This is a genomic window from Agrobacterium leguminum (genome assembly GCF_015704895.1).
GTDB classification, from domain to species: Bacteria; Pseudomonadota; Alphaproteobacteria; order Rhizobiales; family Rhizobiaceae; genus Agrobacterium; species Agrobacterium leguminum.
In genome coordinates, this window is sequence record NZ_JADQWB010000001.1 from 221,391 (window position 1) to 235,244 (window position 13,854).

Consider the following 13,854-nt stretch of genomic DNA (forward strand, 5'->3'; position numbering starts at 1 on the left):
CTGTGCCGCAATAACAAAGCTTGAGCTTAAGCCTCGTGGGAACGGCAGTACCGTAGTGACACATTTAGGTGTTCGAAACAATTAATGCGGATTTGCGGCGGTGGCGAAGTGTCGGCTTTTTAACAGTTTTTAAACCTGAGTTTCACGCTGAACGCCTTGTTTCGCATAAGTTTAACATAAATTAACCATAGCAGAAGATTTTCGCCCGCGTCACGCCGTAATTTAAGCCGATAGCAGCGGCCCGGATGCGTGAATACGACACAGATGTGACACGAAACAGGAAACGGCGAGACAGGAATTTCAGCCATGGCAGCGGTCAGTATTGCTTTCGAAGCTCCCGACAATTGCGGCGGTGCCCCCGCCGCCGGTAAAAAACCGATCGATTTCGATCATCTCGCCCGGCAGACGATGGGCGACAAGGATCTGGAGATCGAAGTGCTGCAACTCTTCAGCCGCAACGCCCGCGCCGCCCTGCATGAAATGGCGGGCGCCGACGACAAGGCCGTCATGGCGACGGCCCATCGTTTGAAGGGGTCTGCGCAGGCCGTCGGCGCCTCGGCCGTTTCCGCGGCCGCAGCCGTGGTGGAGGACAAGGGCAATGACAGCTCGGCGATCGCAAAACTCGCGGCGACCATTGTCGAGGCCGAAAATTTCATCCTCAAGCTCTGCCGCTGAGGCTTAACACATCAAATTTGTCATTTTGCAAGGCCGGTTGTGTCTGCGCGCCCTTGAAGCGGGTTGCCAAGGCGGACCGGCCTTTCTATGTGTTTAGAACAGTTCTTAGATCACATTTTGGATTTCCGGCATGACAAAACTGACCATCGTTGCCTTTGACGGCACGCCCCATGAACTCGACGTGAGCAATGGCTCCACCGTCATGGAGAATGCGGTGCGCAACTCCATTCCCGGCATCGATGCGGAATGCGGCGGCGCCTGTGCCTGTGCGACCTGTCATGTCTATGTCGACGACGCCTGGTCGGAGCGTGTCGGCGGACCGGAGCCGATGGAAGAGGACATGCTGGACTTCGCCTTCGACGTGCGCCCCACCTCGCGCCTTTCCTGTCAGATCAAGATGAACGACGAGCTCGATGGTCTCGTCGTTCATGTTCCCGAACGTCAGGGCTGAAATCTTTCGTCATTGCTAAACGCAGAAAAAGCCCCGCTCACCTGGTAGCGGGGAGCGGGGCGAGGCGGGTACGCAGCATGCAGGCGAGGGAGGAAACACCTGCGAGCCCTCAAGCGCGCACCGGGAGAACCGGAGACGGTTGCAACCGTCGGACCCGCCGTGGGCCGCAACCATTTCAAACCGTATGAACAAGCTACAATGAGTCTTGCCGGCCGCACCATGACGAGAATTCACGGGTGATATCGGACATGACGTTACGTCATGTCCCGTGTTGTTCGTTTGGATTTGGGGGAGGTACGTCCAGCGACCGTCAGCGGCGGTTCTGGCCCTGCTCGAGCCGGTTCTTCAAAAGCCGTGTCATGCGGGCATCGAAATTTTTCGATTCCACCACATCGAAGCGCAACTGATCGCGGTCGTGTTCGTCCATCACCGTCTGGGTGATCTTGCCGACCATTTCCTGCAGCGTCTCGCAGCTTTTCTGCGGGCGAAGCGACGTCAGCTGTCTTTCAAGCGAGCGGGCATGGGTGCGGGCGATTTCCGCGTGGCGCTCCTCGTGGCGCTTGATATCGGCAAGCAGCGTATCCCAGATGAAGGCCAGTTCCGCCGTGGTGCGGCGGCGGTTTTTCCATTGCGGCAGGAGAATGCGGGTATTCAGCACCACTTTGGCCGTTCCGACGCTGCAAAGGCCGTTTTTCTCGACATAGGTGAGCTCGCCGCCGAATTTGATTTCGGTGGCGCCGGGATGGCGCGCGCCGGTATTGCGCGTCAGCGGGCCGTGCCTGGAAAGCTGCTGGTCGAGGTCGGCGGCGGTTTTGCCGTTGATTGAAAAATAGGAATAGGTCTTGCGGACGATGGTTTCGGAAAAAGCCGATCCGGGTAGGGAAAGTGCCACTGCGGCCGCTAAAGCGGCGCAAAGAGCACGTGATGATTTGGTCATGACCCGGCCTTCCGGTTGAACTTGAAAAAGGTTTGCTGCATAGGCGGAGCGGAACTTATAAGAATTGGCATAACACTCCGTTATTCCCGAAAGGCGCGTGTTACGTGATAACAGCCGGCAGCAACGCGTGGCAAGCGGCCCATGGCCGCTCCCTGAAACTTGATGGGCGTGGCCGTATTATGGCCATCGTCAATGCAACGCCCGATTCCTTTTCCGATGGCGGCCGTTATCTCGCCGTCGATGCGGCTTTTTCCCATGCGCTGACCTGTGTGGAAGAGGGCGCTGACATCATCGATATCGGCGGTGAATCCACCCGGCCGGGTGCGGCCGCAGTAACGGAAGCCGAGGAACAGGACCGGGTGCTTCCCGTCATCGAAAAATTGCGCCGCGAGACGGATGTGCTGATTTCCGTCGATACCTATCGCGCCTCGACAGCGCGGCTGGCGGTCGGGGCGGGCGCACATATCGTCAATGATGTCTTCGGCCTGCAGAAAGACGCGGAGATGGCGGGCGTGGTCGCCGCTACCCGCGCCGGCGTGTGCATCATGCATACCGGCCGCGACCGGCAGAAGCTTGGCGATGTCATCGCCGACCAGTTCGAATTCCTCAATCGCTCGCTGGAGATCGCCGAGGATGCGGGTATTGGCCGCGACGCCATCGTGCTAGATCCCGGTTTCGGTTTCGCCAAGGACGAGAGCGAAAATGTCGCGCTGATGGCGCGTTTCGGCGAACTTGCCGCTTTCGGCCTGCCGGTTCTGGCCGGTACGTCGCGCAAGCGTTTCATCGGGTCGCTGACGGGCCGGGATGCGGCCCATGAACGCGATATCGGAACGGCTGCGACCACCGCGATCCTGAGGCTTGCCGGCGCTTCGATTTTTCGCGTGCACAATGTCGCCGCAACCCGCGATGCGCTGGCAATCGCCGATGCGGTTCTTGCCAAAACGTCGGCAAAGGCCGATGCGTAGATCAACAAGTGCCGGAACGCCGCGTCCCGAAGATGGTGCGGCTTTCTGGCGAAACAGTCCTGCCATGGAGGCGATGCGATGAGCCGCTATACCATCATCCTGAAAAACTGTTCCTTTTTCGCCCGTCATGGTCTTCTCGAGCAGGAGGAGGTGCTGGGCCAGCGCTTTTTCGTCGATGCCGAGATGGAAGTCGAGGCGGGTGATGCGCTGGAAACCGACGACATCGAAAACACCGTCGATTATGGCGTGGCTTTCGCCGTCATCGAAAAAATCGTCGTCGGCCAGCGCCGTTATCTCATCGAGGCGCTGGCGAACGACATCGCCAAGGCGCTGCGCGCCCGTTATCCGCAGATCGTCTGGCTCAGGATCACGGTGCGCAAACCCTCGGCGCCGGTCCCCGGCATTCTCGATTATGCGCAGGTGAGCGTTGAACACCGTGCCTGAAAAGATGACCGTCGCCGCCTTGGGGCTCGGCGGCAATATCGGCGATCCTGCCGCCGCCATGGCAAGGGCGCTGCGCGAACTCGATGCGCGTGACGATTGCCGCCTGCTGGCCGTTTCAGACCTTTACCGCACGCCGCCCTGGGGCAAGACGGATCAGGCGGATTTCTTCAATTGCTGTGCGTTGGTCGAAACCTCGCTTTCAGCGCCCGCGCTGCTGCAATTATGCCTCGATATCGAAAAGGGCATGAAGCGGGTGCGCACGGAGCGTTGGGGCCCGCGCACCATCGATATCGATGTGCTGACCTATGGGAATGATTCTCTTGTTACGGAAAGCATCGAGGTGCCGCATCCTCGCATGACGGAGCGCGCTTTCGTGCTGATGCCGCTTGCCGATATCGCGCCCGACCTTGAGGTAAAGGGCAAGCCCGTGTGGGAATGGCTTCAGCAGGCGGACAAGACCGGCATTGTCAGCGCAAACGAAAAACGGGAGTGGTGGACACTCCCGCTTGGCGATGGCTGAGAAGAGTATGGCTTTTACGGCTTGATCGAACCGACGGCGAGCTGGTCGATATCGCGCGCCAGCGTCACGCCGATGACCGGGATCATCTGGTCGGCGACCTTGACCGAAATGGTGATGTTCATCGAATTGTCGTTCGAGACGCGGGCGACCATCGCACCGTTGAGCTTGGCGCGGTTGATGCCGACGACGACCTTGTCGCCGCTGACCTGTCCGGAGGTGATGTCCAGCCCCTTGCCTTCGGCGCCGTCGAGGAATTTGCCCTCGTAAGAGTTGCCCTTCTGGCTGATGACGGCAGACATGGGCTGGCTGAAGACGCCGACGCGGCAGGTGCCGCCGAGCTTGATGCCGGTCTGCTTGTCGTCGAGCGGTTCGCCCGTCAGATCGCAGGTGAACTTCGTGCCCTTGTATTTGCCGGCGACGATTTCGCCCGGGCCTTTCCAGACACCGGCCACGGAGCGGAAGAACACGTCGTCGCGATCGCGCGATGCCGCATGGACGTCAGACATGCCGAAACCGCCGCTGACGGACAATATGGCGGCAAGCCCGCCCACAAGCGAAAAGAAGCGCGAATACATGATACTTTCCCCGGCGAAGATGCCTGTTCGATAGGCTGCAATCTACCGGCGGAATGGTTAATGCTTGGTTTATTTCGCTCTCATTTGCGGCTTCGTTCGTAACCTTTTGAACCGTCCAAGCCCGGGCAATCAGGCTTTTTCACCGGTTTTTCCACCGCTTAAATCGGGTGTGAGGTCGGACATGAAATCGCCGATCCCCGGCCGCTTCACCGCCCTGAACGGCAGCGGACGGCACAGATCCATCGCGGCAATGCCGATTCGCGCCGTCATCAGGCCGTTGATGACGCCTTCGCCGAGTCGCGCCGAGAGTTTCGAGGCAAGACCGTGGCCGAGAACCTGCTGGGCGAGCCCGTCGCCAACGGCGATCGAGCCTGTGACGGCAAGATGGGCGACGACATCGCGCAGGAGCTTCAGCATACCGAGTGTGCCGGGACGGCCGCCATAAAGCTCCGCCATGGCGCGCACCAGACGCGTCACTTCAAACAGCACATAAGCGAGATCGACCACCGCGCGCGGGCTGACGGCGGTGACGACGGAGACGCGCTTGGACGAATTGAGAATGAGGGCGCGGGCCTGCCGGTCGAGCGGAACGAGCAACTCGCGTTCGGCAAGCTCGATCAGATGCGGGCCGTCGATCACATCGTTTTCCGTTTCCTTCAGCGCCGCACGCCCCTTGGCCGTTTCGGCCCGGTGGGAGAGAACGGCATTCAGGCGGGTGACGATGGCGCGTGCGGGTTTCGGGCTCTTGTCGAGGCTCGCCGTCTCGGCATCGGCCTTCAAGGATTGCACGGCATTAAGCCGCATGATGCCGAAGACTTCCCGGCCGACGAGAACGAGAACGGCGAAAAGCGCCACAATAAGAGCGGTAGTGGCCGTGTAACCCAGCCAGTCGGAACGGGAGAACAGGTTGCGGATGAGCTGATCCGCCCAGAGCCCGAAGGCGAGCGAGAACAAGACGCCAAGCGCGCCGAGCGCAAGCTTGCCGAAGGAGAAGCGGCTTTTCTTCGGAGACGCCACCGGCAGCGCGGCGGCATCGATCTCCTCAGGCGCCAGAAACGGATCGTCCTCGTCGGGCGTCAGCGAAATCTCGGCGTCGAAGCTGCGCGGCGCGCGTTTCTGTGCGGCGGACGGTCGTGCCGTCTCTTCTGTTTCGAGCGTGAAAGCGGCCGGGCGGCGCGCCTGCGGATCGTTTTGTGTGGGAAGCTTCATGCGAGCTTGTCTCCGAACAGGAACTGCATGGCGCGGTCGAGCCTGATGTGGGGAACGGAAAGACGGATGCCGCCGCTGCCCGGCTCGTCTATATTCGGCGGGCGGAAGCGCACGACATTGACGTCCGGCAGCGACGCCTTGTCGCCATCCCTGTCGATGCTGCGGAAAAGCGGCTCGGGATCCTCGGGCAGATCGCCGGGAAAGATCGCCGTCTTGCGATTGCCGTCGAAGGTCTCGCCATTGATTGTTTCACCGGCCATGGGCGTGCCGACGATAACGGGCAGCTCGTGGCCGTCCTGGCGCACGCTTGCCTCTCTGGTGGCGCGCACGGAAGCGAGCGCCATGACCTCGATGCCGGCGCCATTCATGCCGATGGTGGTGATGGCGCGGTCCACCAGACGGCGGGTCAGCCGCTCCAGCCGGTCGTGGCTTTCGTGATGCAGGTGATCGGCCTTGGTGGCGGCGATCAGCACCTTGTCTATGCGCCGGCCGATCAGCGACGACAGCAGGCTGTTGGTGCCGGGGCGGAAACAGGCAAGCACATCGCCCAGCGCCCGCTCCAGATCCTGCACGGCTTCAGGACCGCGATTGACCGCCTGCAGCGTGTCGATCAGAACGATCTGCCGGTCGAGGCGGGCGAAATGCTCGCGGAAGAAGGGTTTGACCACAATCGACTTGTAGGCGTCATAGCGCCGTTCCATCATGGCGCGCAGCGAGCCTTTCGGCGCTTTCTCATCCGTCAAGCCGGGAAGGGGCGCGAAGGTCAGCGCGGGCGATCCTTCGAGATCGCCGGGCATCAGGAAGCGGCCGGGCGGCAGGGTCGAGAGTGACCTCTCGTCGGATTTGCAGGCCTTCAGATAGGCCGCGAAACTTTCGGCCAAACGCCGGGCCGTCATCTCGTCGGCCGGTGCGTTGATGTCGAGCGAAGAGGCGATCGCCAGCCATTCCTGCGCCAGTTCGGCGCGGATGCCGCTTCCGGCAAGGGCGACGGTCGCGTCGCTGAACTGTTTATAGTCCTGCGACAGAAGCGGCAGGTCGAGCAGCCATTCGCCGGGATAATCAACGATATCGATGGAAAGCTTGCCGGCCGAAAACCATCGGCCCCAGCCGCTGGCGCTCTGATAATCCAGCGTTATCCTGAGTTCCGAGATCGCCCGTGTCGAATCCGGCCACAGCCGGTCACGCACCAGCGCCTGAATATGATCCTCATACTGAAAACGGGGAATGGCGTCATCCGGCTGCGGCTCCAGCCGCACATTCGAGACGCGTCCGGACCGCATGGCCTCGAACAGCGGCAGCCGGCCGCCATTCAGGAGATTGTGGACGAGGGAAGAGATGAAAACCGTCTTGCCCGCCCGCGAAAGGCCGGTGACGCCAAGCCGCAATGTCGGGTGGGTGAGGTTGCTCGCACGGTCGGCCAGATTATCGAATGCGATAAGCGCGCTGTCTGTCAGGGACGTAAGAGAAGGCGGCAATGGCAGTTTCCTGGCTGTGTTTAACGGTCACGGCTGCAATATAGGAAGGTATGGCTGCCCAAAAAAGAAGCGCTCCAGCGGATTTTCAGCAGGGCTTCTCTACAGAATTTTTTTGGCACACCGCAGCGGTTACTTGCCCGGCGCGAGAAAATCGACCAGCCGCCAGCTGTTTTTACCGTTTGCGGCGATGTCATCATGGTCGAGAACCGCAAGGCCCGATGTCGGAAAGCCCGATGGCAGGGCGGCATGCAGCAAATCCTCGCCGATCATCGCTTCCAGCGTCGCCTCCATGGTGGGGTTGTGGCCCACCAGCATCACCGACTGCGCCTGCGCCTGCGCGGCGATGAGGGAGAGGTAGGTTTCGCTGCGGGCATTATACATCTCATCGACGTAGAAGATGTCTATGCCCTCGTTGAAGGCACGCTGCCAGGCCTGCGTGGTCTGCCGGCAACGCGCGGCGGTGGATGACAGAAGCAGATCGGGGCGGTAATGCCGGTCGGCGGCAAGGTCGGCGATGACTTCCGCCTCGGCAAAACCGGCTTCGTTCAATCCCCGGTCGAAATCCCGTTCTCCCGGCGCCGCCCAGGCGGCCTTGGCGTGGCGCAGAAGATAAACTCGGCTCGGGGAAGATGCTGTCAAGGGCGGGGACCGGCGTTCGAATGTCAGGGCACGGGTTGAATGCTACAGGATAGGGTTGCAGGACCGCAAGTCCTCTTTCCTGTTGGTAAGTCGCGTTGAAGTGATTGAAGAAGAGTTCGCTTCAATACGAATAAAGGATAAAAATTAGTCATTTAGATGATTTTTGTGTCAGTTTTAAAAATGCCTGAAAACTGATCTGCAGACTTGAATCGGCCACTATCATTGGAGTATACACCGCCGCATTGAGATGTTCTTCGAGGAGAATCGCGTTGAGTGAGAAGATCGATCTTAGCAAATATGTGCTCTCGGAAGACGATGAGTTCATGAATGCCAGCCAGCGGGCTTACTTCCGCGCGAAGCTGGTCGCCTGGAAAAATGACATCCTGAGAGAAGCGCGCGAGACCCTCGGACATCTCGCCGAAGAAAGCGCCAACCACCCCGATCTCGCCGATCGGGCTTCCTCCGAAACGGACCGGGCGATCGAACTTCGCGCCCGCGACCGTCAGCGCAAGCTGATTTCAAAGATCGATGCAGCTCTTCAGCGGATCGAAGACGGCACTTACGGTTACTGTGAGGAAACGGGTGAGCCTATCGGCCTCAAGCGTCTGGACGCCCGCCCGATTGCAACGCTTTCCATCGAGGCGCAGGAGCGCCACGAGCGTCGCGAAAAAGTCTATCGCGACGAATAAGGCGCTGCGGCCGGCAGGTCGGCAAATCGCATGACAAATAATAAGGGCACGGAAATCGCTTCCGTGCCCTTTTTCTATTTCGAATTCCTGGTCGGAAGACACGCGCCCGTCAGCGGTCGCGGGTGACGGAAAGCTCTCCGAAGATACGCGCCATTTCCTTCTGCATGTCTCCATCCGGTGAAGCGCCGGTGACAGGCGGGGAAGCTGGCTGCGGCTTGATCTGCTTTTCCGCGACAGGGACGACGGACGGTTCGTTATCCGCCTCCTTGCTCTTGGCGATTTCCGCCTCGAGGAAGCTTTCGAAATCGCTGGCGAGCTCATCGGAAAATTTCGGCTCGGCGTCGTTCGAAGCCACAGCCGGATTTTCAGGCTTGGGCGGGAAAGGCGCGGGCGGCGTTGTCTGTCCCGGCTTCAGGTCGGGAAGAACGCGCTCCCGTGCAGCGTCGAGAAAATCGGCGGCGATGGATTGATCGATCACCGGCTCGCGCGCGGCAAAGACCGGCGGGGCGAATTCCGCAGTCCGTTCTTCCGCCTTTGCCTCGACGGGCGCCTGTGCAGGGATCGGCGGTGCGACCGGTGCCGGAGCCGGCACGACGGGCTCGGCACGCCTGGGTTCCGTTCGGGCCGCAGCCATGTCGAGCGACGCAGCCGCCATCGGCAAGACGGCAGCGACCGGAGCCGTTGCAACCGGTATTGGCGGCGGGGTGGGGCGCGCTGTCTCCCGCTCGGGTGCCGCCTGTCTTGCCGGCGGCGCGGTTTCGCGCGCCGATACAGGCGTGGGTACGGGTTGCGGCGGGGTCGAAGGGCGTGGCGGAACCTGAGCGGCGGCCGCCGCAACGGGTGCTGGACGCGGCGAGGGCACAGGTGCCGGCGGCTCCGGCCGCTGTGCTTGCTTCACGGGTTCTTCAGGCGCGGAAACGGGAGCCGCAGCCGCAACGGGCTGCTGTTGCGGCAGGGCGGGGCGACGCTCCTGCTGGATCGCCGGCTCGGCTCTCTTCTGCTCGCTTTCCTGGCGCGGCAGCGCCCTCAATTCCGGCTCCTGCACGTCCCTGACAATGGGGATCGCGCCTATACCGCTTTCGATGACGATATCCGTCGGACCGCCGATCATGACGAGATGCTCGACATTGTCGCGGCGCACCAGCACCAGACGGCGGCGTGCGTCCACGGCCGTTGCATCGAGAACCTGCAGTCGCGGCTGCCGGTTGCGCCCGCCCCGGATGAAAGGGGCAGAACCGCTGCGCCTGCGCAGAAGCCACAGCGCAATCGCCAGAACAAGCAGGGCCACACCCACACCGACGACGGCGACGATGAGACGGTTTCCATAAGCGCCGATAAAATCTTCCATCATGGAGATCATCCCTTCAGATTTTTTGGCTTTTTCGTTTCTTGGGCAATTAATATTGCCGCGGTTCTTATAAAGTGAACGTCAAGCAGGAAAAGACGATTTTTTTGGGCGCGATACAAGGTTTATTCATTTCGCCCCACAGGATTGCCGCCTTAACCGTAACGACGCCACCGAAGCGCCATATCTCGTCCTTCAATGCTGAAAGACAGTGAAAGTTGCAATTCTTTGCCGAAGGAGCGTTCCGGAATGTCCCAGTCATTGCGCATTAACGGCTCCCTCGCACGGCATTTGATGCGTGTTGTTTTGCTATTGCCACCGTTTTTCGCGTTTCCAAATTCGATGGCGTGGGCCGAAGACAAGGTGCCGGACAACGCCGCGACCATGGCGGAATTCGTGCGCGACAACCCTTCCTGCGTCGACTTCACGGATGGATGCTCGGTTTGCACCGTCGCTGACGGCAAGATCGTCTGTTCCGCGCCGCGCATTCAATGTCAGGTGAAGGCGCTGACCTGTACCAGGCCGTAGTCCTTTAAGGCTTTTATACACCTTTCAGGCCGTTTTCGCTGTGCGTTTTTAAGCCTTTGTGTCCTGGCGGAGCTTTTTGCCGGTCAAGCGAGTTGCTACAAGAAATTTTACTGCCCGATTCCGTCAGGGAAATGGGGCTGACCGAATGACGACCTGCACGACTGCGAGGCCAAGATGACACGGGTGCGCGAGACAAGCGACAACGACCTTCCGCTGGTGGACAGGCGCGCCCGTTCCGGCACGGTCTTGCGCATTCTGCTTCTGGCGCTGGTTCTGATCGCCGCCGCCGCCGCCTTCGTCTATTTCAAGGATTCGCTCGAAAACGAAATCGTGCTCGGCATTCTCGGCGTGCTGGCCATGATGGGCATCTTCTTTCTGGTCTCGTCGATCATCGGTTTCATCGAGGTCATGCCGCAGTCGCAATCGGACGGGCTTGCCCGCCGCTTTCTCTCGGCCCATCCCGAAGGCACGCTGATTACCGACGCCAAGGGGCATATGGTCTACGCCAACGCTACCTATTGCCGGATGAGCGGCACCACCAAGGCGAGCGATATCCAGAGTCTCGAAACGCTCCTGTCGCGCAGCCGGGAATCGACCGAAGCGCTTTACCGGCTCATCAACGTGCTGCGCGAAGGCCGCGACGGTTACGAAGAATTCCGCTTGCTCAAACCGCTGGGTGAGGACTCTAACACCGGGCCGCACTGGTACAGGCTGAAGGGCCGCGTGCTGAAGGATGCGGGCGGCGAGGGGCTGCACGTCTTCCAGATCGCCGATATCACACCTGAGCGCGAGGATCAGGAGCGCTTCTTCCGCGAATTGCAGAATGCCATCGATTACCTCGATCACGCCCCGGCCGGTTTCTTTTCCGCCGGGCGCAAGGGCGAGATCGTTTATCTGAACGCCACCCTGTCGGAATGGCTCGGCATCGATCTGGCGCAGTTTTCGCCCGGTTCGATGACGGTTTCCGATATCGTCGCCGGCGAGGGCATGGCGCTGATCGAATCGGTGCATCCGCAGGGCACGGCGAAGCGCACTGAAATCCTCGATCTCGACATGCGACGGGTGAACGGCCAGAGCATGCCGGCCCGCCTCGTGCATCAGGTCACCTCGAAAGATGGCGCGCCCGGCGAGAGCCGCACCATCGTCCTGATGCGCCCAAAGGGGCAGGAGGATACGGAATCCTCCTCCGCCATGCGTTTCACCCGCTTTTTCAACAACACGCCGATGGCGATTGCCTCGCTCGATGGCGAAGGCCGCATCCTGCGGATCAACGCGCCCTTCCTGAAATTGTTCTCCGGCGTTGTCGGTCGTGACGATATCGATCGCGGCGTGGCGCTTGAGACGGTCATCCATGACAATGAAAAACCACGGCTCGAACAGGCGCTGGCTGAAGCCAAGGACCGTCAGGGCGATATCGCGCCTTTCGATTCTCGCCACCCGAGCGATGAGGGCCGGCATTTCCGCTTCTACGTCAACGCCGTCATCGATCAGGACGATGAAGCGCCGGAAGAGGTGGCTATCGTCTATGCCATAGAGGTGACCGAGCAGAAGGCGCTCGAGACCCAGATGGCGCAGACGCAGAAGATGAATGCCGTTGGCACCCTCGCAGGCGGTATCGCCCACGATTTCAACAACGTGTTGACCGCCATCCTGCTGTCGTCGGACCATCTTCTGCTACAGGCGCGGCCTGCCGATCCGAGCTTCGCCGATCTCATGGAGATCAAGCGCAACGCCAACCGCGCGGCCGTGCTGGTGCGCCAGCTTCTGGCGTTCTCGCGCAAGCAGACCATGCGTCCGGCCATCCTCAACCTGACGGATGTGATCGGCGATCTGCGCATGCTGGTGGACAGGCTTATTTCCGGCACCAATGTCAAGCTGGAGGTCGATTATGGCCGCGATCTGTGGCCGGTGAAGACGGATCTGTCGCAATTCGAGCAGGTGCTCATCAATCTCTGCGTCAATGCACGCGACGCCATGCCCGACGGCGGCAAGATCACCATCAGGACGCGCAACGTCGACGCGAAGGAAATCGCAGCGCTTGGCCGTCCGGAATTCCCGGCCGAGGACATGGTGATGGTGGAAGTTGCCGATAACGGCACGGGTATTCCGCCCGAGATCATGGACAAGATTTTCGAGCCCTTCTTCACCACCAAGGAAGTCGGTAAGGGCACCGGCCTTGGCCTGTCGATGGTCTATGGCATCGTCAAGCAGTCGGGCGGTTATATCTATCCCGAATCGGAAGTGGGCAAGGGCACCGCCTTCCGCATTTATCTGCCGCGCCATGTGGTTGAGGCCTTTCAGAGCAACGGGCAGCCCGGAGAGGCGGCGCTTGCTCCGGTCATCGCAGCCGAGCCGGTGAAGGAAGAGCCGCTGGACCTCACCGGCAAATCCGCCGTCGTGCTTCTGGTGGAGGACGAGGAAGCGGTGCGGCGCGGCGGCAAGCGCATGCTGGAAACCCGAGGCTACACCGTGCATGAGGCCGGCTCGGGCACCGAAGCTCTGGAGGTGATGGAGGAACTGGAAGGCAAGGTCGACATCGTCGTTTCCGACGTCGTGATGCCGGAAATGGACGGTCCGTCACTGCTGAGAGAACTGCGCAAATCCTATCCGGACCTGAAATTCATCTTCGTTTCGGGTTATGCCGAGGATGCCTTCGCAAAGAACCTGCCGGCGGACGCCAAGTTCGGTTTCCTGCCGAAACCCTTCTCGCTCAAACAGCTCGCCATCGCCGTTCGCGAAATGCTCGACGACAAGGAATAAGGCCTGAGGCGGCGAACCGGACTCGGCTGCGCCGCGACCTGTCGCATCCATTTGCATCCGGCCTGAAAAATGCGCCGCTGCTGCGGGTTCGTGTCTTCTTGCGCCCTGGCTGCCCCCATATCCGCACTTTTCCCGAGGTTTGCCTCTTCGCAAACGCAATAGTGATTGCACCGTTTCGCAAGGGGCTTAAAATCGCGTCTTAACGACCTAGATATGAAGAGGCGAAGTTCTCCCTCCTGGCAAAGAACTGTCGGTTTGAGAACGGTTTGGAGAATGATGAAAGATGATCGCTAGGCCGATCTACATGCAGGGCGAGGGCGAAGGGGAAGACGGCAGCGGCACCAACCGCGGAACGTCTGTTATCACCCGCGTCAAGCCAAAAACAAAAAGACCGAATTTGTACCGTGTTCTTTTACTGAATGACGACTACACTCCCATGGAATTCGTCATCCACATTCTGGAGCGTTTTTTCCAGAAGGATCGCGAAGCGGCAACCCGCATCATGCTGCACGTGCACCAGCACGGCGTGGGCGAATGCGGGGTGTTTACATATGAGGTCGCAGAGACGAAAGTAAGCCAGGTCATGGATTTCGCCCGACAGCACCAGCATCCGCTGCAATGCGTCATGGAAAAGAAATGAGG

The 13,854-nt window shown here is 60.4% G+C and carries 15 protein-coding genes; 9 read left to right on the forward strand and 6 right to left on the reverse strand.

What is annotated here, in order from left to right:
• Positions 1–306 precede the first annotated feature (306 nt).
• Together I3J13_RS01105 and I3J13_RS01110 are read left to right on the forward strand one after the other, a co-directional pair.
• The gene (locus I3J13_RS01105) at positions 307–675 is read left to right on the forward strand and encodes an Hpt domain-containing protein (protein ID WP_196377750.1); all 369 of its coding nucleotides are present in this window, start codon (positions 307–309) and stop codon (positions 673–675) included.
• Between the two features lie 130 nt (positions 676–805).
• Positions 806–1,126, forward strand: a complete 321-nt coding sequence (locus tag I3J13_RS01110; RefSeq protein WP_059752764.1) for a 2Fe-2S iron-sulfur cluster-binding protein — start codon at positions 806–808, stop codon at positions 1,124–1,126.
• A 310-nt stretch (positions 1,127–1,436) separates the two neighbouring features.
• On the opposite strand, the gene I3J13_RS01115 is transcribed toward I3J13_RS01110, so the two are convergent.
• Positions 1,437–2,063, reverse strand: coding sequence for a DUF922 domain-containing Zn-dependent protease (locus I3J13_RS01115; RefSeq protein ID WP_196377751.1), 627 nt, complete (start codon positions 2,061–2,063; stop codon positions 1,437–1,439).
• A gap of 179 nt (positions 2,064–2,242) precedes the next feature.
• Between I3J13_RS01115 and folP the strand changes: the two genes are divergently transcribed.
• The 3 genes from folP (at position 2,243) to folK (ending at position 3,992) form a co-directional block, all read left to right on the forward strand.
• Positions 2,243–3,028: a dihydropteroate synthase gene (folP, locus tag I3J13_RS01120; protein WP_196377752.1), complete on the forward strand. Its 786-nt coding sequence runs from the start codon at positions 2,243–2,245 to the stop codon at positions 3,026–3,028.
• A gap of 78 nt (positions 3,029–3,106) precedes the next feature.
• Entirely contained in the window at positions 3,107–3,472 is a 366-nt protein-coding gene (gene folB, locus I3J13_RS01125) for a dihydroneopterin aldolase (protein ID WP_003502532.1), read from the forward strand.
• Positions 3,473–3,476: 4 nt separating this feature from the next.
• Positions 3,477–3,992: a 2-amino-4-hydroxy-6-hydroxymethyldihydropteridine diphosphokinase gene (folK, locus tag I3J13_RS01130; protein WP_196377967.1), complete on the forward strand. Its 516-nt coding sequence runs from the start codon at positions 3,477–3,479 to the stop codon at positions 3,990–3,992.
• A gap of 14 nt (positions 3,993–4,006) precedes the next feature.
• Here the strand turns inward: folK and I3J13_RS01135 are convergent, their stop codons facing one another.
• The 4 genes from I3J13_RS01135 to I3J13_RS01150 form a co-directional block, all read right to left on the reverse strand.
• Positions 4,007–4,567: a hypothetical protein gene (locus I3J13_RS01135; RefSeq protein WP_003521427.1), complete on the reverse strand. Its 561-nt coding sequence runs from the start codon at positions 4,565–4,567 to the stop codon at positions 4,007–4,009.
• A 129-nt stretch (positions 4,568–4,696) separates the two neighbouring features.
• Positions 4,697–5,776: a YcjF family protein gene (locus tag I3J13_RS01140; RefSeq protein WP_020810822.1), complete on the reverse strand. Its 1,080-nt coding sequence runs from the start codon at positions 5,774–5,776 to the stop codon at positions 4,697–4,699.
• The gene (locus I3J13_RS01145; RefSeq protein ID WP_059752773.1) at positions 5,773–7,251 is read right to left on the reverse strand and encodes a YcjX family GTP-binding protein; all 1,479 of its coding nucleotides are present in this window, start codon (positions 7,249–7,251) and stop codon (positions 5,773–5,775) included. Before I3J13_RS01145 ends, I3J13_RS01140 begins: the two co-directional genes overlap by 4 nt.
• A gap of 129 nt (positions 7,252–7,380) precedes the next feature.
• A complete protein-coding gene (locus I3J13_RS01150) occupies positions 7,381–7,857 on the reverse strand; it encodes a SixA phosphatase family protein (protein ID WP_236000799.1) in 477 nt (158 codons plus the stop codon).
• A gap of 302 nt (positions 7,858–8,159) precedes the next feature.
• Here I3J13_RS01150 and dksA point away from each other — a divergent pair, with 302 nt between their 5' ends.
• A complete protein-coding gene (gene dksA / locus I3J13_RS01155) occupies positions 8,160–8,579 on the forward strand; it encodes an RNA polymerase-binding protein DksA (RefSeq protein ID WP_003496274.1) in 420 nt (139 codons plus the stop codon).
• Between the two features lie 109 nt (positions 8,580–8,688).
• Here dksA and I3J13_RS01160 read toward each other — a convergent pair whose 3' ends face one another.
• The gene (locus I3J13_RS01160) at positions 8,689–9,939 is read right to left on the reverse strand and encodes a flagellar biosynthetic protein FliO (protein ID WP_196377754.1); all 1,251 of its coding nucleotides are present in this window, start codon (positions 9,937–9,939) and stop codon (positions 8,689–8,691) included.
• A 234-nt stretch (positions 9,940–10,173) separates the two neighbouring features.
• On the opposite strand from I3J13_RS01160, the gene I3J13_RS01165 reads away from it, so the two are divergent.
• The 3 genes from I3J13_RS01165 to clpS all read left to right on the forward strand — a co-directional run bounded on the left by I3J13_RS01165 (position 10,174) and on the right by clpS (position 13,852).
• Positions 10,174–10,452 (forward strand): hypothetical protein, encoded by a 279-nt coding sequence (locus I3J13_RS01165; RefSeq protein WP_196377755.1) that lies wholly within the window; start codon positions 10,174–10,176, stop codon positions 10,450–10,452.
• Positions 10,453–10,626: 174 nt separating this feature from the next.
• Complete coding sequence (cckA, locus tag I3J13_RS01170) at positions 10,627–13,212, forward strand: cell cycle histidine kinase CckA (protein ID WP_196377756.1); 2,586 nt, start codon at positions 10,627–10,629, stop codon at positions 13,210–13,212.
• 283 nt (positions 13,213–13,495) lie between these two features.
• Entirely contained in the window at positions 13,496–13,852 is a 357-nt protein-coding gene (gene clpS / locus I3J13_RS01175) for an ATP-dependent Clp protease adapter ClpS (protein WP_196377757.1), read from the forward strand.
• The last annotated feature ends 2 nt before the right edge of the window (positions 13,853–13,854 follow it).

Coding starts and splice junctions, on each gene's coding strand:
- I3J13_RS01105 (WP_196377750.1), top strand. CDS start 307: ATGGCAGCGGTCAGTATTGCTTTCGAAGCTCCCGACAATTGCGGCGGT.
- I3J13_RS01110 (WP_059752764.1), top strand. CDS start 806: ATGACAAAACTGACCATCGTTGCCTTTGACGGCACGCCCCATGAACTC.
- I3J13_RS01115 (WP_196377751.1), bottom strand. CDS start 2,063: ATGACCAAATCATCACGTGCTCTTTGCGCCGCTTTAGCGGCCGCAGTG.
- folP (WP_196377752.1), top strand. CDS start 2,243: ATGGCCATCGTCAATGCAACGCCCGATTCCTTTTCCGATGGCGGCCGT.
- folB (WP_003502532.1), top strand. CDS start 3,107: ATGAGCCGCTATACCATCATCCTGAAAAACTGTTCCTTTTTCGCCCGT.
- folK (WP_196377967.1), top strand. CDS start 3,477: ATGACCGTCGCCGCCTTGGGGCTCGGCGGCAATATCGGCGATCCTGCC.
- I3J13_RS01135 (WP_003521427.1), bottom strand. CDS start 4,567: ATGTATTCGCGCTTCTTTTCGCTTGTGGGCGGGCTTGCCGCCATATTG.
- I3J13_RS01140 (WP_020810822.1), bottom strand. CDS start 5,776: ATGAAGCTTCCCACACAAAACGATCCGCAGGCGCGCCGCCCGGCCGCT.
- I3J13_RS01160 (WP_196377754.1), bottom strand. CDS start 9,939: ATGATCTCCATGATGGAAGATTTTATCGGCGCTTATGGAAACCGTCTC.
- I3J13_RS01165 (WP_196377755.1), top strand. CDS start 10,174: ATGTCCCAGTCATTGCGCATTAACGGCTCCCTCGCACGGCATTTGATG.
- cckA (WP_196377756.1), top strand. CDS start 10,627: ATGACACGGGTGCGCGAGACAAGCGACAACGACCTTCCGCTGGTGGAC.
- clpS (WP_196377757.1), top strand. CDS start 13,496: ATGATCGCTAGGCCGATCTACATGCAGGGCGAGGGCGAAGGGGAAGAC.